16 protein-coding genes are annotated in these 21,742 nt (G+C 46.4%); 5 read left to right on the forward strand and 11 right to left on the reverse strand.

The annotated features are described in order from the left end of the window. Nucleotides 1–52: 52 nt before the first annotated feature. Nucleotides 53–1,432: an aminopeptidase P family protein gene (locus tag BFO_RS12185; protein WP_014226066.1), complete on the forward strand. Its 1,380-nt coding sequence runs from the start codon at nucleotides 53–55 to the stop codon at nucleotides 1,430–1,432. Between the two features lie 201 nt (nucleotides 1,433–1,633). On the opposite strand, the gene BFO_RS12190 is transcribed toward BFO_RS12185, so the two are convergent. The 9 genes from BFO_RS12190 to BFO_RS12230 form a co-directional block, all read right to left on the reverse strand. Beyond that, nucleotides 1,634–2,359, reverse strand: coding sequence for a hypothetical protein (locus BFO_RS12190; protein ID WP_141729009.1), 726 nt, complete (start codon nucleotides 2,357–2,359; stop codon nucleotides 1,634–1,636). Nucleotides 2,360–2,435: 76 nt separating this feature from the next. Further along, nucleotides 2,436–3,131 carry a hypothetical protein gene (locus BFO_RS12195; protein ID WP_074450262.1) on the reverse strand — a complete coding sequence of 232 codons (696 nt, stop codon included), beginning with the start codon at nucleotides 3,129–3,131 and terminating at the stop codon, nucleotides 2,436–2,438. A gap of 102 nt (nucleotides 3,132–3,233) precedes the next feature. Continuing rightward, entirely contained in the window at nucleotides 3,234–4,718 is a 1,485-nt protein-coding gene (locus BFO_RS12200) for a hypothetical protein (RefSeq protein ID WP_014226070.1), read from the reverse strand. Nucleotides 4,719–4,795: 77 nt separating this feature from the next. Continuing rightward, on the reverse strand, nucleotides 4,796–5,707 hold the full coding sequence (locus BFO_RS12205) for a hypothetical protein (RefSeq protein ID WP_014226071.1): 912 nt from the start codon (nucleotides 5,705–5,707) through the stop codon (nucleotides 4,796–4,798). A 13-nt stretch (nucleotides 5,708–5,720) separates the two neighbouring features. Then, nucleotides 5,721–6,737 carry a TolB family protein gene (locus tag BFO_RS12210; RefSeq protein ID WP_141729174.1) on the reverse strand — a complete coding sequence of 339 codons (1,017 nt, stop codon included), beginning with the start codon at nucleotides 6,735–6,737 and terminating at the stop codon, nucleotides 5,721–5,723. Nucleotides 6,738–6,777: 40 nt separating this feature from the next. Beyond that, a complete protein-coding gene (locus tag BFO_RS12215; protein ID WP_014226073.1) occupies nucleotides 6,778–7,266 on the reverse strand; it encodes a hypothetical protein in 489 nt (162 codons plus the stop codon). Between the two features lie 36 nt (nucleotides 7,267–7,302). Then, nucleotides 7,303–8,040 (reverse strand): DUF6935 domain-containing protein, encoded by a 738-nt coding sequence (locus BFO_RS12220; protein ID WP_014226074.1) that lies wholly within the window; start codon nucleotides 8,038–8,040, stop codon nucleotides 7,303–7,305. Nucleotides 8,041–8,142: 102 nt separating this feature from the next. Further along, complete coding sequence (locus BFO_RS12225; protein ID WP_014226075.1) at nucleotides 8,143–8,565, reverse strand: 5-fold beta-flower protein; 423 nt, start codon at nucleotides 8,563–8,565, stop codon at nucleotides 8,143–8,145. Nucleotides 8,566–8,610: 45 nt separating this feature from the next. Further along, nucleotides 8,611–9,444, reverse strand: a complete 834-nt coding sequence (locus BFO_RS12230) for a TPM domain-containing protein (protein ID WP_157755322.1) — start codon at nucleotides 9,442–9,444, stop codon at nucleotides 8,611–8,613. Between the two features lie 321 nt (nucleotides 9,445–9,765). Here BFO_RS12230 and BFO_RS12235 point away from each other — a divergent pair, with 321 nt between their 5' ends. Together BFO_RS12235 and galB are read left to right on the forward strand one after the other, a co-directional pair. Continuing rightward, entirely contained in the window at nucleotides 9,766–11,175 is a 1,410-nt protein-coding gene (locus BFO_RS12235; protein ID WP_046472699.1) for a glycoside hydrolase family 30 protein, read from the forward strand. A gap of 15 nt (nucleotides 11,176–11,190) precedes the next feature. Further along, a complete protein-coding gene (gene galB, locus BFO_RS12240; RefSeq protein WP_014226078.1) occupies nucleotides 11,191–13,701 on the forward strand; it encodes a beta-galactosidase GalB in 2,511 nt (836 codons plus the stop codon). Here the strand turns inward: galB and BFO_RS12245 are convergent. Then, nucleotides 13,686–15,824 (reverse strand): tetratricopeptide repeat protein, encoded by a 2,139-nt coding sequence (locus tag BFO_RS12245; protein ID WP_014226079.1) that lies wholly within the window; start codon nucleotides 15,822–15,824, stop codon nucleotides 13,686–13,688. The genes galB and BFO_RS12245 overlap by 16 nt on opposite strands. An 88-nt stretch (nucleotides 15,825–15,912) precedes the next feature. Here BFO_RS12245 and lepA point away from each other — a divergent pair, with 88 nt between their 5' ends. After that, the gene (gene lepA / locus BFO_RS12250; protein WP_014226080.1) at nucleotides 15,913–17,700 is read left to right on the forward strand and encodes a translation elongation factor 4; all 1,788 of its coding nucleotides are present in this window, start codon (nucleotides 15,913–15,915) and stop codon (nucleotides 17,698–17,700) included. 284 nt (nucleotides 17,701–17,984) lie between these two features. Here lepA and BFO_RS15700 read toward each other — a convergent pair whose 3' ends face one another. Beyond that, a complete protein-coding gene (locus tag BFO_RS15700; RefSeq protein WP_157755323.1) occupies nucleotides 17,985–18,257 on the reverse strand; it encodes a hypothetical protein in 273 nt (90 codons plus the stop codon). A gap of 323 nt (nucleotides 18,258–18,580) precedes the next feature. On the opposite strand from BFO_RS15700, the gene BFO_RS12255 reads away from it, so the two are divergent. Further along, nucleotides 18,581–21,730 (forward strand): SusC/RagA family TonB-linked outer membrane protein, encoded by a 3,150-nt coding sequence (locus BFO_RS12255; RefSeq protein ID WP_014226081.1) that lies wholly within the window; start codon nucleotides 18,581–18,583, stop codon nucleotides 21,728–21,730. The last annotated feature ends 12 nt before the right edge of the window (nucleotides 21,731–21,742 follow it).

The raw sequence follows: 21,742 nt of genomic DNA on the forward strand, positions 1-21,742 counted from the left end.
AACAAAAAAATACCGTACCTTTGTTTAACTGAATTCAAAAAAAATCATTGTTATGTTTAAGAAAGAGACTTATATTCAACGACGGGAAGCCCTGAAAAAAGCCGTGGGGTCAGGGTTGTTGCTGTTTCTCGGAAACGATGAAGCGGGTTGTAACTACGAAGATAACACGTATCCTTTCCGGCAGGATTCAACATTTCTGTACTTTTTCGGGTTACCGTATGCCGGGTTAACTGCCATCATTGACGTCGACGAGAACAAAGAGATCATCTTCGGCGATGAACTAACCATGGACGCCATCGTTTGGATGGGAACGCAACCGACATTGCACGAGAAAAGCGAAGCGGCAGGGATTACGAACGTGCAACCTTCGGGACAAGTGGCGACATACCTGAAAAGCGCCCTCAAAAAAGGTCAAACGATTCACTATCTGCCCAGTTATCGCGCCGAACATAAAATCAAACGCTGGAGTCTGCTCGGTATAGAGCCCGGCACCGAAAAACCTTCTGTTGCGTTTATCCGCGGCGTTGTTAACCTGCGTAACTACAAGACGGACGAAGAAATTGCAGAAATCGAAAAAGCGTGTAACGTAACGGCCGATATGCACCTGAGAGCAATGCGGCTGGTTCGGCCGGGAATACGCGAGTGCGAGGTGGCGGCCGCCATTCAGGAAGTAGCGGCTTCGCACAATTACGGGTTGTCGTTCCCGATCATTGCAACGGTCAACGGTCAGACACTTCACAACCATGATCACGGAAACATGGTGAAAAGCGGCGATTTATTCCTCGTCGACGCCGGTGCGGAGACGGAAATGGGATATGCCGGCGATTTCTCCTCGACCGTGCCGGCCGACAAGAAATACACGACCCGCCAGCGTGAAGTCTACGAAATTCAGGTAGCCGGCCACGAAGCAGCCGTAGCCGCCCTGCGGCCCGGTATTCGTTTTGAAGAAGTTTATGATTTGTCGGCAGCAACGATTGTCGACGGGCTGAAAAATATCGGACTGATGAAAGGAGATGCCGCCGAAGCCGTGCAGGCCGGAGCGCATGCGCTCTTCTTTCCGCACGGACTGGGGCACATGATGGGACTCGATGTGCACGATATGGAGAACCTCGGCGAAGCCTATGTCGGATACAATGAGAAGCCGAAGAGCAAGCAGTTCGGACGTAAATCGTTGCGACTGGCCCGCGAACTGGAGGCCGGTTTCGTATTGACCATCGAGCCGGGCATATACTTTATTCCCGAACTGATTGACCGCTGGAAAAGCGAGAAGATGTTCGAGGAATTCATCAACTACGACAAGGTTTTGACATACAAAGATTTCGGAGGCATCCGTAACGAAGAAGATTATCTTATTACGCCTTACGGATCGAAGTTGTTGGGTAAAAAAATCGACCGCAGCGTTGCCGCCGTCGAGGCTTTACGAGAAGGCTAAACGCCGATACTGTTTCATCAGGAAACAGGCAGGGAAGGCAGACCGTTCAAGGTATTCGCCTTCCCTGCTTTTCTATTTTCATGGCTGGAGGGGTACCGTTGTTTCTCATCAAATCTGTGTGAAGATTTGTCTCCCGCAAATTGTTTCTGATAAATCACAGTTGTGATTTATCTCCTGCAAATTGTTTTCGCATACGGCTATTTACTCAGCAGTTCCAATACCTTTTCGAACTTCCTTGACCCATTTTTCGTTTAGCCATTTAAAGATAAGATGTTTAAATATGATTTTCTCATCTTTCAGGCCGGCCTCTTCGAACATGGATTCGTAACTCATATCGAAAGGAATGCTGCCGATACGCATTTCGATCGATGTGCCTTTACGCGGAAGCAGATGTTGAAAAACGATCCGGTTTTCGAATAAATCCTGAAGGATGCCCTTTTCCTTTTCGTCGAGATGCGACGTTTCGAAGAAGTCATCGAGTTGCACGTTGTAAATATCCGGACAATAATACAAGTCTTCGCTCAGATTACCGTTTTCGTATAGATAGAAATTGACATCTCCGTGTCCTTCATCTTTGTTTACCGCAACGAGTTTTCGTCCGTCTTTGAGATTCCAGTAACAGATTTCGTATTTGTAACCTTCCAGAAAATAATAGAATGCGGAGAGATAACCGTTTCGTTCGTCGCACAGCTCAATATAGGCGTAAGTACCGTCATAATTTTCGACGTTTATGTTCGGCTGTTGACCGATGGTTTTAAGCATTTCCTTTCGCTTTTCAAGCGTAAAATCCGGATGTCCGAACGCGTTGTCGGGCAGCATCAGAAAAATATCTTTGATGTTTGTTTTCCTGTTGGTCGGTTTGTTGTTCTGCGCTGCCATGCCGACCACGGATAAGAAACATAACAAGATACACAGTATTTGTTTCATCTGTTTTTAATGTTTAAAGCATGAATGGATACGGGGGAGAATTGTCGTTACGTTACCTCTCCTCTCCGATACCTATTTATTCGATATATTCCCATTTGTATTCGTTCTGCGGAGTCGCTTTTCGTACTTGAATATCGACTTGTACTTTTTGATGCGCCATCAGCGTAAGTCCGTTAAACAAATATTCCCGACTTTTCTTCTTGGCTTCCTCCAAATCGGCGTTTTGCAACTCGGAAGGCACGTGATTACGATTCTCCCACACGGCCTTTTCTTCGTTCCAAGAGACTTGAGGCAAAGCGTCGTCGTATCGATAGAAAGAGAATTGATGATCGTTTTCGATTACGATTCCATAGTCTGCAAACGATTCTACTCCGAGCAACTTTTCGCCTGTAGTCAGATCGTATACCCACAGCATGCGTATGGTTCCCGTGCCTTCGCTGGCCAGTATTGCATTGCCAACGACGTTCTCGAAAGCAAGAACCGTACCTTCGATCTTAAACTGTTTGTATGACGCGTTTTTAGGCTGCATGTTGAGGGTGTTATACATACCTCCGTCCGTATTGACGATTCCCCCTTCGACAATGCGAACCTTGTCGTCTTCAAATACAATTTCCTCTCCGGGTTTGAGTGCAGGCAGTTTCAGGATTTGTTCGACCGATGTTACCTGCGTACTGTCGGTCGCACCATCCGATGTCGTTGCCCCCGTGTTTTTACAACTTATCAGCAAGACGGCCCATACCACCATGCCCCAATTAAACATTCGCTGTTTCATTTTTCTTTTCATATTGAAAGATAAGAGTCGGGGAGGTAGCGAATGTTTTTTATGATACTGAGCTTTTATTCGCTATCCTCCCCCCGGCCCCGATTTATCCGATTATTTCTTCTCCGGTGTTTGCGCTCCGTAATCTTTCACGGCGCCAAATAAATTACGCGCTTTCTCCCACGGGTATTTATTGGCAAACATGCTGACGCGCGTCGTACTCGTACCTTGCTGGTTAAGTCCGAGAAAACGGTTCAACTGGTTGGCCGACGAGTTGGCGTCGTAGTTCTCGGAGGTCGATATTTTCAATTCGGTGAAACCTTTCAGGTAGGGAGCATCTATGGCCGAAATGAACGACTGGTCAAACGGCATTTCTTTATTCCCTTCGTATTTCGGTCCGATTTCTTCGGCTTCTTCGATACGGGATGCCGGCACATTGATTGGTGCGGAACTGTCGCAGATTTCAAGGTCGTACTTGTTCCCCAGAAAATAATTGTTATACAAATTGCTTTGCTTCAATTTCTCGTATTCTTTTTTGTTTTCGTATCGGCAACGTTCCACTCCGCACCGCGCATTGAACGCAAAGATGTTGTTATACACGTTGATGGTACGGATACCGTTCATAAAACGGAAACCCTGTCCCATCGTTTCAAACTCTTTGGTGATCGGCCACGAAAACAGTACGGTGTTATGATGGAAATCGAGCGATATTTCGTTTTCTCTGCCGGATGCCAGCGTTCCCCATATTTCGCAGGCGGCATAACGGTTGGCCACAAACACGTTATTGCAGACTTCGATATGCCCGGCTCCCATGCCTCCTTGCAGCCCAAAGTTACGGCAGTTCACAAACACACAGTTCGTTATTTTTACTTTCCCTTCGACGGTCAGATGCAACGCACGCCAATCGACTTTCGATATTCCCACGGAATTTCCGGCTTGCGCATCGGGGTGAATCAACATGCCGGTAAGTACTTCTTTGTTGGGAGTGCCGGTTCTGGGGTCATTCACATCGGGTTTGTAGTATTGGATAAACTCTCCGCCATCAAACGTGAATCCGTCGACTACGACTTCGCCAGCCGGACGTTTATCACCGTAAGCCCGACGGGCTGTGATATGGAACAGGGCCGAACCGATGCTGCGCGGCGATTTTTCGTTGGGCTGAATTTTAGTAATGTATTTGACCGGGTCACGTTCTGAAAAATCCAACGAATAGCCTCCGTAAAATTTCAGGAACTTCCCGTTATCGGCACCGTTCCCGAACCGGCCGCATTCAATATAGCCTCTGTCCATATTGCCCAGATAATTGCCTTCGGCGACCAGAATGGTAGACCCTTCTTCGGCGAGATCGATGGCTTTTTGCAGATCTTTCAAAGGCGTATCTTTACTGAGTCCGTCGGCACGTACACTGCCGTTGGGACTTACATAGTAGGTTTTACCTGACGAGACGGCAGCTTGTACCGTTATGCCATTCTCTCCTACTCTGTCGGCAGTTCTGCCGGCATCTCCGTTTCTTTCCTCACGGTCCAAAACCCGTGCTTGAGTCGGTACAGCTATTCCCAACAAAAGCACCACTGCAAAATAATTCATGTTTTTCTTCATCTTGATTGTTTTTTAAAAAGGTTTTTTATTTTCTTATTATAATGCGTTTGCATGAACAGTAGATCATGATAGATTCGTTATTTATTGTATTCACGCATCAACGGATCGTTCGACTTAAGTTGTGCGTCGTATATCTTTTCGTAAATAGCGTATCGATCTTTGTAATTCTTCTCGGCCAGCGCTATTTTGATCAAACTCGTTGTCGGACTGTTGGGAAAAGCTTTACCGAAACGCATCCATTCGGCTTTCAGATCGGGATCGAGTTTCCCTGTTTCGTCAGCGATAGACGTATTATCCGTCCCCGTTATGTAAACGTTTTGGAGAAATTGATAATCTTCCGCAAGCACTTTGAAAAAGCCGATATGATCGGGATATTTATTCGCGTATGCTTCGCATCGGGCGATCAGGTCTCCCAATTCTCGCCAGGTAACGATTAACCCCGCATCGGCAACCACATTTTCAGCGTCTCTCAGTAATTGCCAATATTCCTGATAGGATGCCGGCAATTGTTTGAGATAGTTTTCGAAAAGAGCCGCACTCGGTGCAATCGAAACGATTCCTTCGCCCATTTCCTTAAATTCCAAACCGACCTCCCTATAAGACCTTTCCTTTTGTTTAATGGAATCGTGCGGTTCGATGTGATCTCCATTTTCATTCATCCGATATTCATAATAATGTTCCAGATAACCGAATTCCTTTTCGTTAAGATTTTCCAGTTCCACATATAAAAACGTAGTGAAATCATTGAAAAGGCCTGTTTTTTCATCATCCGTGGCATGTTTGAATTTCAGGTCGGTAATCTGTCGGTGTAGACCGATACGTTCCAACTCATTATCCGAAGCAATCAGTTTTTTTTCGAGACTATCTATAAGCATCGTCTCTTGAGTGACGATGCTTTCGGTATTTTCTCCCGATTGTCCAGACGAGATCATGTTCTTGCAGGAAGTCCATAGAAACGCTCCTGCCAATAAATAAATCATTGTTTTCATTGTCTTTTTCTCCTTATTTTACAGGCTGTTTAACATCGAAACTCTTTACGCCGACGATAAGATCAATCGGCTTGTTTTCTTCGGGATCTGTGATATAAAGTACCTTGATTCCGACATTTTCGTGTTCGCTCTCTTCGTCGTTAGCAAAGACCAGTTGGTTACCGGCCCATTGCAGAGGGAAGTATTGTGCTGCGCCGTCTTCACTCAGCCTTTGCTGGTGTTTACCGTCTGCGTCAGCGATGCACAGCGGACCATGTGCCAAATCGCCAAACGAATTAATCGCCACAAAAGCGACTTTTGATCCGTCAGGTGAAACGGTCTGTTTGAAATAATCGACTTCGGTTGAGCCATAATCGTCTCCCATCGCTTTCAGGTTCAATTGATCGGTCAGGCAGATACGGTTACCGTTGTGCAGGTAAATCATGTGTTCGTTTTCCGTTTCGAAACGGTCGTCCGATTCCTGATAGAGTGCACCGAAGCGCTTGCTAGCCTCCTCAGAATCACTCGTCGTTGTCAGAGTATTGTCTGCGATCGTATAAATGTTATACATCCCAAAGTTATATCCATCCCAACTGAAATCACTGCGGATAAGTAGTTTTCCATCCTGATATTCCATCAAACTATTATCTCCGTACGTTTCAGTTATACATTTCTCTTTCGGGATATTCAGGTTCAAAAGGTCTTCGAGTTGTACTCCGGCATCGGAGAATACGACTTTGCGAAGCCACAACACACCATCTCGCACTACGGTATAATACATGGAATGCCCGTCGGGATCGAATTTGAGATTAAAAATCTCTTCGGTTTCTTCGGTGAAAGGCACCCGGTCATCCGCTTCAACGTTGTAAAAATAGACTTGACCGTCTTTCTGATATGCCACGATATGAGCATTCGCAAAGCTATCATACTGATGTTTTTTTATAACTCGCGAGTTTTCAGATGTTTCGGTCTGATTACTTTTAGCCGGGTTGCATGCCGTCAAGAAGCATAAGATCGTTAAAAAGACGGTTTGTATACATGTTGTTTTCATTGTCTCTTCTGTATGTATTTCTGTTTTTATTCTCTTATTATTAGTCTGCGAATTGTTGTAAGGAACTTTTAAAAGCGACATATTTCTTTTTGTAGCGATCGTACGCTTTCCGATTCTTATACTTGATCCCGACAACCCACACCGTATTTTCGATTTCGTTGCGAGTCTCCTGATAGCTGCGTATGTAGCTACCGTCTTTAGCGCCGATTGTCCAATAGGTAACGGTCTGGTTATCGGCCTTTTTAACCTGTCTATCTCCTTCTTTTTCATTCGGCCGAAGGGCAATATCGGTTGGTTCGCCTCCCCATTGAGGCGAGAAGATATAAAATTCGACTTCTCCGTCGGGAGAGGTGAAGAACGCGCTGTCGAACTGATCATCCTCGGCACTTCCGGATCCCATCGATCCTTGGGCGGTGAAGTCAGACGGATACTTCACTTCAAACCATGCTCCCCTATAAGTTTGGTCTTGTGCCGACAAATGCAAGAAGAATATCGCGGCAACGACTGCACATAAAATTTTTCTTATCATTTTTTTCGGTTATGATGTATGTTTTCGGAGATAAAATTAATCTAATCCTTTAAACGGATGATCAAATGCTATCGCTCGTACACGCACATAGATACTGGAACACTCGCTTACGATAAAATATTTGCCTTCGCTCGATTCTTTCGGGTCTTTGGTCTTTACCAAAGCGACCGGATCGGGTCTTTCTTTTCCTTTTGTCAGCACTAAAAGTTTGACGATAGGAGCCTGATAATCGTTTGAATAGCCATATCCCCGTCCTTCGTCTACGATCACTTCTACCGTATAGGGTTTGGTCGGGCTGTAACCATTTTCGAAGGTAGCCCCTTTCAGATAAGCCGCCATCTGGTAAGGACGTGAAGAATTATCATTGTTGAACAAAAGTCTCAGCTGTCTGACCGCGCTGCTTTTTTCACCTGAATTCGTATTCGTACTGTTCAGATTAATGCATTCCATCCCTATCCTTTGATTACGGCGAAACATTTCATAGGCCATGATCTGCAAGGCCACGGCTCCATGGGGTTCCTTACCGATTTTCTCACGCACTTCCTTGAACTCTTGGACCGTAGCCGGAAAGCGGTTAAACGTAACCGAACCTTTTTGCCCTTCAACCAACTTCTGATGATCGATCGTACCCTCTATCTTCACATCGATATCGGGCAGATTCTTCGGTTTCTCTCCTCCCTGCTCATTTTTATCACATGCTCCTAATGAGAGCAACATCACGCTTGCTACCGCAAGCATCCATCCATTAAACTGGTTTAATACATTTCGTTTCATTTCTTTATAGTTATTTTAGTTATACCTCTATCGCAATACATAATCGTGTATCATATTGTTTGATTATTTTTTTCGGTTTCAGCGGACTCCACTGGAGCAAATTCAGAAGTCGAAAAAGAAGAAGGCAACGGCCGCCCACTCTTTTTTCACTCCCGATGCTTTGCCGATGCTGGCATTGTTGCTGTTACGTACCGTACCGTCAGTATCGATCTTACCAAGATACTTGTTACTGCGGTCACGCACGGTGCCATCGGAATTGATTCGTCCGATTTCCGCATGACTGCGATCGCGTACGATGCCGTCGGAAGAGATTATACCGATTTGCCTGTTACTTCGGTCACAAATCGTACCGTCGGATTTGATTCTCCCTACTTCTGCATGGCTTCGATTGCGGATTGTCCCATCGGAGCTGATGCTTCCGATCTGTTGATTATTATTACCACGCAGCGCCTGTGCGCCGGTTTGCTGCGGCATTGCAACCCATGCCATCAAGCATGCCGCAAGAATAGACATCTTTTTTCTCATCGTCGATTTATTTTATCAGTTATTCATAAATATTCTTTCTCCCGGTCAGAAGCGTGTCGACACACCACCGCCGTCGCTATGGCCTCCTCCCCACGAGCCCTCATCGTCATTGTCGCGATTTCTTCCATTGCTCCTCATCGTTTGAATCACATTCTGTGTCAACATAGCAAATTCACTTACATCATCATATACCTTTTCTTTCATCCGGAAGCCACATTTTTTACAGACGAAGCTCCAATGTTGTGTTCTCAACTTTTTGTTTCCGACCGTTTCAAACTCTACATGAAACTCTTTCCGGATATTCTTGAATGCTCCCACCGCACGACACGACGGACACGGCACACTACAGGTCAAACGACGGCGAAACAGCAGTTTGAACAACACGAATAAAGGCAGTAAAATAAGCCCCGGGAAGCAACAGATCGCGATAATCCCTATCACATAGAACGATGTCTTGCGGGAAATGACACTTCGTCCTATCCTGCCGCTACGGGCAAACTTAAATTCGTCGTACGAGATAGCGAAAAACAAGATGGCCGATACGACAATGGCCAATATCACAAGAATACCCTTGATTCCCTCGTCCGTGTTTTTCTCCTTCATGGTAGAGAGGGCATTGTTCTTCGGTCGGTTACTCATAACGCGTCGCACTTCCTTCACGCCCGCGAGCAATCTTTCTCCAAAAGCCTGCTTACGAAAGAGTGGAATCATATGATGAATCTGAATCTCTTTACATACAGCGTCGGTCAATTCATTTTCAAGTCCAGCCCCTGTTTCGGGCTTCCCATGGCGCAGCTGTACGTTGAGTACGTCACCCGTGCGGTAGCGTTTTTGTGCGACCGATGGACTGATGACACCCCAAAGCAGTATTGTCAGCATTCCTACCTTTATATATAACAGTCTATCTGTTCGCCCCTTTTTATTTATCATGTCTTTATCGATAATCAGCTCAATAATAAATCATTTCAACAATCATTCCGACACAAACATTTATCACGCGGGACAAAGGTCGGAAGAAAAATAAATCTGGTCAATGAGTAAATTACTCAATTTTGAACAATACGCTATTTTCAGAGGCTTTTTTTCATTTCGAAAAAATACCGTATTCGTTTTTTGTACCTATATTTACGCCATATTTGAATAGATGGTATGAAAAAAATGTATCAATGGATATACGGGGTATTCCTTGCAGGGATAGGAATGGGCGGTTGCGAATTTCAGTCTGTAGAAACAGTCGATCTGTTTACGACAACGTCCGACCGTACGAAAGAATTTGCTTATGAAATCATTTCGTTTCATGAAGAAGGCTTGAAAGATACCGATCTCCTCATTACGCTCGATACGGCGGTGCGTTATCAGACGATGGACGGTTTCGGAGCAGCCATTACAGGTTCGACAGCCTATAACCTGATGCGGATGACACCGGAAAACCGTTCGGCTTTTCTATACGAAACGTTCTCTCCCGACAGGATGGGGTTCAGCTATGTACGCATTTCGATCGGCTGCTCTGATTTTTCGCTGAGTGAATATACGTGTTGCGATAAGAAAGGCATTGAACACTTTTCACTGACGGCCGAAGAAACAATATACGTCATCCCTGTCCTAAAAGAAATTCTGCGAATCAATCCGTCATTAAAAGTGATGGGATCGCCGTGGACTTGTCCGACTTGGATGAAAATCTCCGACCTGAAAACAAAGCTCTCTTTCCGTTCATGGACCGGCGGACACCTCAGTCCGCTTTATTACGGGGATTATGCCACGTATTTCGTAAAATGGATACAGGCATTTCAGAAAGAAGGTATTCCGATCTATGCCATTACCCCTCAGAATGAACCGCTGAATCGAGGAAACTCGGCTTCTCTGTATATGGGATGGCGTGAACAGCTGGCATTCATAAAAACGGCGCTCGGCCCGAAGTTCAAAACGGCCGGACTGAAAACGAAAATCTATGCTTTCGATCATAATTTCGATTACGATCGAATGGAAGATCAGCAGGATTATCCGCTGCATCTCTACGCCGATACCGAGGCGTCGACATACATTGCCGGAGCAGCTTATCATCATTATTCGGGCGACAAAAGTGAACTGAACCGCATCCATGCGGCTTACCCCAATAAGGAACTGATGTTTACCGAGGCCTCCATTGGTGCTTGGAACGACGGGCGCAATTTCCGGATGCGTCTGCTCGAAGATATGTGCGAAATCGGGCTGGGAACGGTGAATAACCACTGTAAGGGAGTCATCGTATGGAATCTGATGCTCGACAGCAGACAGGGGCCTAACCGTGAGGGAGGTTGCCAAAACTGTTATGGAACTGTTGATATCGATACAACGGATTATAAAACAATCACTCGCAATTCACATTATTTCGTGATTGCACATTTGGCATCGGTCGTGAAGCCCGGAGCCGTACGTGTCGGAATCGAGGGCAAATTACCGGAAGGGGTTACAGGCAGTGCTTTTCTGAATCCAAACGGTAGCTATGCCTTCGTTGTCATGAATAAATCTTCAACCCCCTGTACATTCTTCATGGGCGAAAGCGAGCGTTTGATCCAGTGTCATCTACCGGGCCGTTCAATAGTCTCCTACCGATGGAACGATAAACCATAAACAACTAAATATAAGATGAAACGGAAATGGATAACAGGTCTTTTGACCGCATGTATGGTACTGAGTATCGCAACAGCACAAGTGCGAACAAAGACAGTCTTAGAAAAAAACTGGCGATTTACACGAACGGACGATGCCCGATCGGCCGAACCGGGTTTTGACGACAGCCGATGGCAGCAAGTGACGATACCGCACGACTGGGCAATTTACGGCCCGTTCAGCGTCCATCACGATAAGCAGGAAGTAGCTATTACGCAGGATGGTCAGAAAGAAGCGATGGAACATGCCGGACGGACGGGAGGATTGCCTTTCGTCGGGGTCGGCTGGTATCGTACAACGTTTCAACTGCCGGCATCCGCAAAGGAACAGCGTGTCATTCTTCTCTTCGACGGTGCGATGAGCAACGCACACATTTATGTAAACGGTTATGAAGTCGGATACTGGCCTTACGGATATAACTCATTTTATTTCGATGTAACAGACAATATCAATCGTGAGGGCGACAATACGCTGGCTGTACGGCTCGAAAACAAGCCGGAGTCTTCACGGTGGTACCCGGGCGCAGGCCTTTACCGCCATGTACACCTGATCACCATGGACGATGTGCATCTTCCGCTATGGAGCACACAGATCATGACCCCCGTCGTGCGTAAACAAAATGCGAAAGTCGTATTCCGTACACAGATGACTTATCCTGCCGCAACACGTGGCGAGCTACGACTGGAAACGGAAATCCGTACGCCCGACGGACGGGAACTCGGGACCATTTCGTCAAAAATCGACACGTCTCTGCTGGCAGAGGGCTATACAGAGACCTCGCTGTGGATCCATGATCCGTTGCTCTGGACACCCGAAACACCATCGCTCTACACGGCAGTGACAAGGCTCTACCTGGATAATGCATTGAAAGACGAACAGACCGACCGATTCGGCATCCGTTCTCTTGAGATCCGTCCGAACGACGGCTTTTACCTGAACGGAGTGAAAACATACTTTCGAGGCGTATGCAACCATCACGATTTGGGACCATTGGGAGCAGCAGTCAACGACGCAGCGATCCGCCGACAGATACGTATCCTCAAAGACATGGGCTGTAATGCCATTCGTACATCGCACAATATGCCGGCACCCGAACTGATCGAAGCCTGCGACGAGATGGGGATGATGGTTATGGCTGAAAGTTTCGACGAATGGAAGACACCCAAGTGCCGTAACGGATACAACCTTTTCTACGACGGATGGATGGAAAAAGATTTGGTAAATCTTGTGCGCCGTTACCGTAACCATCCGAGCGTCGTTATGTGGTGTGTCGGCAACGAGGTACCTGATCAGGTAGCGCCCGGAGGCGTTTATCTTGCCCGCATGATGCAAGACATCTGTCATCGTGAAGACCCTACCCGCACGGTAACAGCGGGGATGGATCAGGGATCGGCCATCATCAATAATAATTTTGCCGCTACGTTCGATGTCGCAGGTATGAATTATCGCTTGAAGGCTTACGATGAAGCCTACGAAAAACTTCCGCAGCAAATCATTCTGGGCAGTGAGACGGCGTCGACCGTCAGCTCGCGCGGCGTCTATAAATTTCCGGTCGAGCGCAAAGCGATGGCACGTTACGAAGATCATCAGAGCAGCAGTTACGATGTGGAGCATTGCAACTGGTCGAGCCTCCCGGAAGATGACTTTATACAGCATGAAGATCGTCCCTACTGCATCGGCGAATTTGTATGGACCGGATTCGATTACCTCGGCGAACCGACCCCTTACTACAGCGACTGGCCTAACCACAGTTCCCTGTTCGGGATCATCGATTTGGCCGGTATTCCCAAAGACCGTTACTACCTCTATCGCAGTCACTGGAACAAGAAAGAGGAAACGTTGCATATCCTTCCGCACTGGACATGGCCGGGACGTGAAGGGGAAACAACTCCGGTTTTTATTTACACGAACTATCCGTCGGCCGAGTTGTTTATCAACGGAATCAGTCAGGGTAAACGATCGAAAGACATGACCGTAACGCAGGAGAACAGCAATACTCCGGAAGATGCGGCTTCGTTCACTCGCCAGAAGCGCTATCGGCTGATGTGGATGGATACGAAATACGAGCCGGGTACTGTGAAAGTAGTAGCTTATGACAGCAATGGCAAGGCCGTTGCCGAAAAAGAAATGCACACGGCCGGCGCTCCATATCGGATCGAACTCTCGGCCGACCGTACTTCGTTGAAAGCCGACGGCAAAGACCTCTCATTCATTACGGTCAAGATCGTAGATAAAGATGGTAACGTGTGCCCCGAAGCAGACAAAATAATTCGTTTTAAGGTGAAAGGTGCAGGCACCTACCGTGCGGCAGCAAATGGCGATGTAACCTGCTTGCAACCGTTTCATCTGCCGGAAATGCCCCTTTTCAAAGGCATGTTAACAGCCATCGTGCAGTCGGGAGAGAAAGCGGGAACGATTACTTTCGAAGCATCGGCCAAAGGGATAAAAGGTGCCGTATTACGTTTGGAAAGTCATCCGAGCGAATAACGCAACTGATCCATCAGTAAAGGCATTTCCGACGGTTTGATACCGGCGCGTATCAGGTCGGGAATGTCTTCCTTTAATAATTCCTGAAACGCCTTGAAATTGCCGGCGGCATACACAGACTGTTTATACAGTTCGAGAGCGCCTTTCATGTTCTGCACTGCCCATTCCGTATGGCCGGCATTGAGGAAATCCTGTGCCTGAGGTTCATCTTCCAACACTTTTCGGTAGTAATTACGCGCCTGATCATATTTCCCGCTCAAGAATGAGCACCATGCGATCGCTCGCTGCGCTTTCCTGTTATCCGGACTAAGATAATCTACTTTAAAATAATATCTGAGTGCCTCTTTATAATCTTTCTGCTCTGAGTAACAATGCCCGATATTCATCAGGACAGAGAGGTTATCGGGACTGATCGTATCGTAACGCAAAAAGAACTTCAAGGCTTCTTCGGGTTGTTTCAACGTTCGATAACACCCTGCAATACGCCGGAGTAACCATGGGCTTTCCGGGTTCAGCATTTCCGAGCGCAGATAATCGCGCAAGGCACCTTCCATATCACCGGCCATTTGTCGGCAATATCCGGATTTCTGATACAACACTTCATCTCCCGTACCTTCTTCGATCAGGCGACGGTAAATCGTCAGAGCATCTTCAAAATACCCTTTTCTGAGATAAAACTCGGCAATCTGCAATAACGTTTCCGTATCCGAAATATACGGTTTCAGCATAGTTAAGTGATGAAAGTCAAGTTTTTCGTTAAAGATATCATCAAAGTCGGCATGCCGAGGATACAACTTATAGAAACGGTAAAGACTCTGGATATACAAACCGATGACATTTTCGGCTTTCGTCTGTCGATTTTTCAGTTCCTGCGCCTGCTGTGCGTTTATCTGATTAATCTGGACATCAAGTTGATGGAGAATCATTTTCCGATGTATTTCGGGAATCTGCTCCAGACTGAAGTAAAGCGAATACTTATCGGAATCGCACATAAACGATGCCTGTAGTAAAGTATCAATCGTTGTAATACCGATATCGGCTTTGGATTTAAGTGTAGAGTGATCGATTGAAAAAGGCAGGAACCAGTTTCCGACTTCCCGAAAGAATGAAAAATGCTTGAGGTGAATGAATGTTGAATGCATTACGTCAGCTCCTTCTTCCTGCATTTCGTTATATTCTTCGAGCCACTTCGTGAGCTTGTCGCTTTTCCATTCCGGATTCATCTCATCGTTGGAAAGCTCAGCAATGAGATCAGACCATGAAACTCCCAGATTGATTTGGGGGCGCAGTCTCATCATCTCCGGAATGATTTCTTCTTGCAGTTTATGTGATATCTTCTCCGTTTCACGGGCAAGGATGAAGCGAAGAATGATGGTCAACAAGAGTCGTTTGAAATCAGGTGATTCGGCCAACAATCCGAGTTGACGTTCAATCTCCGGATAAAACGCCGTGCGCCGGCGATACGTGTACAACGTCAGGATAATGGCAATCAGTGCACGAATACGAATCGTTTCATCAGACACGGGGGAAGCCGCATTGAAAAGCAACAGTAACTTCTCCTTGTCGAATGTCTGTTGCAGACCAAGCAGGAGCGCCGAAACGATCTGACTTCTGGCTGCCGACGGGTAGTGAGGATCGGCCAATGCTTCCCGAACAGCAACAACCGTCTCCTGCGAGAGAAAAGTGGTTGTCCAGAGATATCCGAACAACCGATTTACGGACGCTTCGTAGGGTTCCGTTTCTTCGGCCTCGGCATAGAGTGGAATTTGTTTAAGCAGAGTGCCGGTCTCAACCGGATCAAATGTCAGAGTACGACGGGCGGCATAACACGTTTCAGGAGAAATATCTGCCAAAAGTTCATGTCGCAGTCGATCTGTCAGCTCGTATGTTTGCGTCCGAATCCCTGCATAAATCTGTTCCTGCATAGGGTCTCCCGAACCTTCTATATAATAACGAAGCATATATTGATACGTCTCCTGTAATTTGTCGAGTCTGTTTTGATACGTATAGGTTTGTGAACCGGCAATCAACCCTTGAAGCGTATCAAAGGCTGTTTTAAGCGCCCCCCGGTCGAGCGCCTCCGTCGTACGTGTACAAGCAGTCTGTATTTCTTGAATTGTCATCTGTTATCCGAAAGAACAAAAGCCATGCCAAAGGTATGAAATTTTTCTGAAATTCGTATCTTTGCCGGCAAAACAGAAATTTGACATAATGAATCATATCCGCAATTTTTGCATCATCGCCCATATCGACCATGGGAAAAGCACTCTGGCCGACCGCCTGCTCGAATACACGAAGACCGTAGCTGCAAAAGACATGCAGTCGCAAGTGCTCGACAATATGGATTTAGAGCGCGAGCGAGGCATTACGATCAAAAGCCACGCGATACAGATGGAATACGAATATAAGGGAGAGAAATTTGTATTGAACCTGATCGATACCCCGGGACACGTTGATTTCTCGTACGAAGTATCCCGTTCGATCGCAGCTTGCGAAGGCGCTCTGCTCATCGTCGATGCAGCCCAGGGGATTCAAGCGCAAACGATCTCAAACTTGTATATGGCCATTGAGAACGATCTCGAAATTATTCCCGTGATCAATAAAATAGACCTCCCGAGTGCGATGCCTGAAGAAATCGAAGATCAGATCGTCGAACTGATCGGCTGTCCGAGGGATTCGATTCTTCGCGCCAGCGGCAAAACAGGGGAGGGTGTATATGATATCCTTAACGCCATTGTGGAGCGTGTGCCTGCTCCTTCGGGTGATCCGGAAGCTCCGCTTCAGTGTCTGATTTTTGACTCGGTGTTCAACTCGTTTCGCGGAATCATCGCCTATTTCAAGGTAGTAAACGGTACGCTCCGTCAGGGTGACCATGTGAAGTTCATTGCTACCGGCAAAGAATATGATGCTGACGAAGTAGGTGTACTGAAGCTCGAAATGAGCCCCCGCAAAGAAGTACGCACAGGCGATGTGGGATACATTATCTCCGGTATCAAAACGTCGAAAGAGGTAAAGGTTGGAGATACGATTACGCATGTCAAACGGCCTGCCTCTGAAGCCATCGCCGGATTCGAGGAGGTGAAACCGATGGTCTTTGCTGGTGTGTATCCGATTGCTCCCGAAGATTTTGAGAACCTGCGCACCTCACTCGAAAAATTACAATTAAATGATGCTTCTCTGACATTTCAACCTGAAAGTTCGGTGGCGCTGGGTTTCGGATTCCGATGCGGATTCCTCGGACTGCTGCACATGGAAATCATTCAGGAGCGTTTAGATCGCGAGTTCGACATGGATGTAATTACGACCGTTCCGAACGTATCGTACAAAGTGTACGATAAAAAAGGACTCTGTACCGAAGTACATAACCCCGGCGGCTTGCCCGATCCCACCCAGATCGACCATATCGAGGAACCGTTTATCCGGGCTTCCATCATCACACAAACGACGTATATCGGACCGATTATGACACTCTGCCTTGGTAAGCGCGGTATTCTCATCAAACAGGATTACATTACCGGTAACCGAATCGAGCTTTTCTACGACCTCCCGCTGGGCGAGATCGTGATCGACTTTTACGACAAATTGAAGAGCGTTTCGAAAGGATATGCGTCGTTCGACTACCATCTGCACGATTACCGGCCGGGCAAACTCGTCAAACTCGATATTTTGCTTAACGGTGAGCCGGTCGATGCCCTTTCTACTCTCACGCACTTCGACAACAGCGTTACCTTCGGCCGGCGCATGTGCGAAAAACTTAAGGAACTCATTCCGCGACAGCAATTCGACATCGCCATACAGGCGGCCATCGGAGCAAAAATCATTGCCCGTGAAACAATCAAAGCCGTTCGCAAGGACGTAACAGCCAAATGTTACGGCGGTGACGTTTCGCGTAAACGCAAGTTGCTTGAGAAACAAAAAGAAGGAAAAAAACGCATGAAACAGATCGGCACGGTTGAGGTGCCACAGAAAGCATTCCTTGCTGTCTTGAAGTTGGAATAGCAACCCAACCATTATCCATCTAACCACAACAAAAAAACGCTTCATCAGAAAAAAAACTTTGTATATGATATTTTTTATATCTTTGTCATCAAATATATGAAACGACCAAGGGCGTCAATCTCATAAAAACGAGACATGAAAGAGAAGAAGACAAACTTTAATATCTTGATGAACAATATTATAAAAAGTGTTCATTCTCTTCGTGTGCACTATTCTGAAGGAAAGAAAGAGAGCTTGCCATCAATTATCTACCCCCCCCCGTTAATATTATTTAACAAAAACATCTATAGGCATAGCTGCCTTTTCGTGTGGCAGAGCATTGGAGCAGGGAACCATTGCGTTACGACGTACTGGAGATTCGTACGCCCTGACACAAAGTCAGTAGAAAACAGTCCGGTATTGGCCGAATGCCAGAAAACATCGGGTGAAACGCGGGCGATTTCAGGCCTTGCGAGCCGACGTTGCGTTGCCTTCCGCTGGTCTTCCGTTCCATCCAACCGAAGTTCCGTTGAACCCAACGAAACTTGCATTAGAAAGAACGAATCTTGTTCAAACATCTCCCAAACACGCGTTGTATCGTCCCGAAGTTCTGTTGAACGCAACGAGCCACGCGTACGATTATATGGAGGCGTCGTGGGTGAGAACGAATGTTCTGTTGCTCCAATGAACCTTGTGGAAAGACACGTCTCTTTACTTTATAAACCCACTGTATTACAAATATTTACAACTTTTTTTTTTTCAGAGAGGTAAAAACATGAATGTGATGGCAGAGATGATCTGGCAAAAAACATCCAGATGCCGAAAGCCAAACAACCATATACTAAGGATTGAACGAATGAAGAATGAGACATAAAAAATTAACTGTTAAACATTTTAAGGTATGAGACAAAAAATCTTTTTACTAATGGCCTCCCTCCTTATAGGAGCAGGGTCTGTGATGGCTCAGACACAGGTGCAGGGCACCGTGGTCGACGAGCAGGGAGAACCGGTAACGGGAGCATCCATCGTGCTCAAAACCGACCGTTCGAAAGGAACGATTTCCGACATCGATGGTAAGTTTACCCTTTGGGTACCCAATGGATCGACATTAGTCTTTTCGTTCGTAGGTTTTAAGACGCAGGAGGCTGTGGCACAGCCGGACATGAAGATTACCCTGATGGGCGATACCGAAACCTTAGACGAAGTCATTGTTGTCGCTTACGGTACGGCCAAAAAATCCGCTTTTACGGGCTCGGCATCTAAAGTAGATGCAGCCTCTTTACGTGAATCGGCGGCGATATCTCCTATCAGTGCGCTGCAAGGGAAAGCTGCCGGGGTAACCATCTCGGAAAGTTACGGACAACCCGGCTCAATGCCAACGATACGTATACGGGGAGTAGGCTCCATTACCGGAAATCGTAGTCCATTGTATGTCATAGACGGTATCCCGGTATTGGCCGGTGACGTGACATCAACCCAGACTTCAGCTTCTGTACTGAACCTGATTAACCCCGAAGACATTGAATCGCAAACGATTCTCAAAGATGCTGCCGCAACGGCCCTCTACGGTTCGCGTGGAGCCAACGGTGTGGTGCTGATTACAACAAAATCAGGGCGGAGAGGAAAAACACATATCGCATTTACGGCAGAATACGGAACAAGCGATTTTGCCACTCCGCATGCATTGGACTATATGGATGCCGGACAATACGCACAGTATACATGGGAATCGCTGAAAAACAAATACCTCTATGACAGAAAAGCCATGCCGGAACAAGCAAAAGCGGATACTTACGAAAGTTTGCTGCCCGAAGCCGAACGTTATGCCTACCGGAATCTTGCTGCCGCAAGCGGACTGTATCATCCGGACGACCCGTTTGACGGAACATTCAATTATAAAAACATGACGCCCGAACAGCAGAAAATGTTTATCACCAACCCACGCATCGTCAATTGGAGAGATGCCATTTTCAAGACGGGAGCCGTGCAGAAATATGACTTATCGCTGAATGGAGGAGGAGACAAGACCACGTATTATGTCTCGTTCGGATACCTCAAAAACGATGGGCTAGTGCAGGGTAGTGTTTTTGAACGTTTCTCCGGAGCCCTCTCGTTGAATCTCAAACTCCACGACCGCGTACTCTTGAAACTGAGCGAAAAACTAAGTCGTGCAAGACAAGACGGAGCCTTGTCAAACGGTAGTTATTACGCCAACCCCATGTTTGCATATTACGGAGTAAATCCGTCGGCTCCGGTAACCTTATCCGATGGATCGTATAATAACCTCGCCGGATTCAGCAACAAATTCCCCAACCCAATTCTCAATCAACAGATGAACGAAAGAATCAATAAAACGATGCGTTCTTTGACCCATATCGGGCTGGAAATAACCTTTACTGATTGGTTGAAATTCACATCGACAAATGGGATTGATTTTATTTTTTCCGACGACCGCCGTGTCATTGACCCCAGAAGCAACGACGGGTTGAAAGAGCAGGGACATCTGTCGCGATACAAACGTGACCTCTGGGACCTGACAACCTCCAACCTGCTCGTGTTCGACAAAGGATTCGGAAAACATCATGCCAATATCCTTGCAGGCATGGAATATAAAAATTATACGTCAAACAGAATTGGAGCCAGTACCAAAACATTCGGCACATACAAGTTGATGTATCTCTCGAACGGAGCCGTCAAAGACGACATCTCTGAAACGATCGGCGACGATAGACTGATTTCCTATCTGTCAAAAATCGACTACAATTATGATCAAAAATATTTCGGTTCTCTTTCGTGGCGCCGTGACGGCAGTTCGAGGCTTTCACCGGATACCCGATGGGGAGATTTCTTTTCTACTTCAGCCGCCTGGGTTCTTTCGGAAGAGCACTTCATGAAACCCATTCAGTGGTTAGACATGCTGAAGCTGAAACTTTCGTACGGTACGACTGGAAATCTGCCCACAAAATATTACAGCACGCTAGGTCTCTATTCGATCTCTGAAAAGTATCTGGGCAAACCTGCTTTTCAGTTGTATCAGATTGAAAACAACATCTTAGAATGGGAAAAATCTTACACCTGGAACGGAGGATTCGATTTCAGAATCTTCGAGCGTTTCTCCGGAACGCTTGAGTTCTATCAAAAAAATACCAAAGGATTGATCAATAACTCTCCTCTCTGGTGGAGTACCGGATTTGAAACGTATACCGAAAACCGGGGAGAGCTTGAAAACAAGGGGATCGAGTTGGAATTTAATTCCGTCAACATCGAAACGAACGACTTCAAATGGAGCACACAGTTTAATTTAACTCATTATACCTCGAAAATCAAAAAATTAGATAAACCCATCGATAACTTTCCTTACTTCTACGGAGAAGGAGACGATATGTATACGTTCAAACTCAGGGAATGGGCCGGTGTGAACGCACAAACAGGACAGCCGCAATGGTACAAGAACAAGGAAATCAAAGATGCCAACGGCAATGTAACAGGAATTGACCGATCCCTTACCAGCAAAGCTTCCGAAGCGGAAAAAGTAAAAGTGGGAACAGGAATCCCCGACTTCATGGGAGGTTTGACCAATCGATTCGAATATAAAGGATTTGATCTTTCATTCCTCTTCATCTTCAAAAAAGGGGGTAAACTGTATGATCCAAAATCATTCAACCATACCGACGGAAGAACCATCGGAGAGTATAACATACGCAAAGACTCTTACGGCAAGCATTGGCAAAAGCCCGGAGATAATGCCGAATATGCACGCCTGATCTATGGGGCCCCAGATCAGGGATGGAACAACAGTAACAGACGTTTGATCGACGGCAGCTTTATCAAGCTCAAAAATATCACCTTCGGATATAACTTACCCAAGAAATGGCTTTCTAAGGCCTCTCTTTCGAATGTGCGGCTGTATTTTAATGCCACAGACATCTTTACACTCTTCAAAAAGAATTATATTGACCCTGAAGTCCCCCAAAGCGGTTACGGATTCGACTATACGGACGAATTTCCACCTTTGCGTTCTTTCAGATTCGGAATTAATATTAACTTATAAACTTAATCAGCT

Source organism: Tannerella forsythia 92A2 (assembly GCF_000238215.1).
Classification (GTDB): domain Bacteria; phylum Bacteroidota; class Bacteroidia; order Bacteroidales; family Tannerellaceae; genus Tannerella; species Tannerella forsythia.

Coding starts and splice junctions, on each gene's coding strand:
- BFO_RS12185 (WP_014226066.1), top strand. CDS start 53: ATGTTTAAGAAAGAGACTTATATTCAACGACGGGAAGCCCTGAAAAAA.
- BFO_RS12190 (WP_141729009.1), bottom strand. CDS start 2,359: ATGAAACAAATACTGTGTATCTTGTTATGTTTCTTATCCGTGGTCGGC.
- BFO_RS12195 (WP_074450262.1), bottom strand. CDS start 3,131: ATGAAACAGCGAATGTTTAATTGGGGCATGGTGGTATGGGCCGTCTTG.
- BFO_RS12200 (WP_014226070.1), bottom strand. CDS start 4,718: ATGAAGAAAAACATGAATTATTTTGCAGTGGTGCTTTTGTTGGGAATA.
- BFO_RS12205 (WP_014226071.1), bottom strand. CDS start 5,707: ATGAAAACAATGATTTATTTATTGGCAGGAGCGTTTCTATGGACTTCC.
- BFO_RS12210 (WP_141729174.1), bottom strand. CDS start 6,737: ATGAAAACAACATGTATACAAACCGTCTTTTTAACGATCTTATGCTTC.
- BFO_RS12215 (WP_014226073.1), bottom strand. CDS start 7,266: ATGATAAGAAAAATTTTATGTGCAGTCGTTGCCGCGATATTCTTCTTG.
- BFO_RS12220 (WP_014226074.1), bottom strand. CDS start 8,040: ATGAAACGAAATGTATTAAACCAGTTTAATGGATGGATGCTTGCGGTA.
- BFO_RS12225 (WP_014226075.1), bottom strand. CDS start 8,565: ATGAGAAAAAAGATGTCTATTCTTGCGGCATGCTTGATGGCATGGGTT.
- BFO_RS12230 (WP_157755322.1), bottom strand. CDS start 9,444: ATGCTGACAATACTGCTTTGGGGTGTCATCAGTCCATCGGTCGCACAA.
- BFO_RS12235 (WP_046472699.1), top strand. CDS start 9,766: ATGGGCGGTTGCGAATTTCAGTCTGTAGAAACAGTCGATCTGTTTACG.
- galB (WP_014226078.1), top strand. CDS start 11,191: ATGAAACGGAAATGGATAACAGGTCTTTTGACCGCATGTATGGTACTG.
- BFO_RS12245 (WP_014226079.1), bottom strand. CDS start 15,824: ATGACAATTCAAGAAATACAGACTGCTTGTACACGTACGACGGAGGCG.
- lepA (WP_014226080.1), top strand. CDS start 15,913: ATGAATCATATCCGCAATTTTTGCATCATCGCCCATATCGACCATGGG.
- BFO_RS15700 (WP_157755323.1), bottom strand. CDS start 18,257: ATGTTTGAACAAGATTCGTTCTTTCTAATGCAAGTTTCGTTGGGTTCA.
- BFO_RS12255 (WP_014226081.1), top strand. CDS start 18,581: ATGAGACAAAAAATCTTTTTACTAATGGCCTCCCTCCTTATAGGAGCA.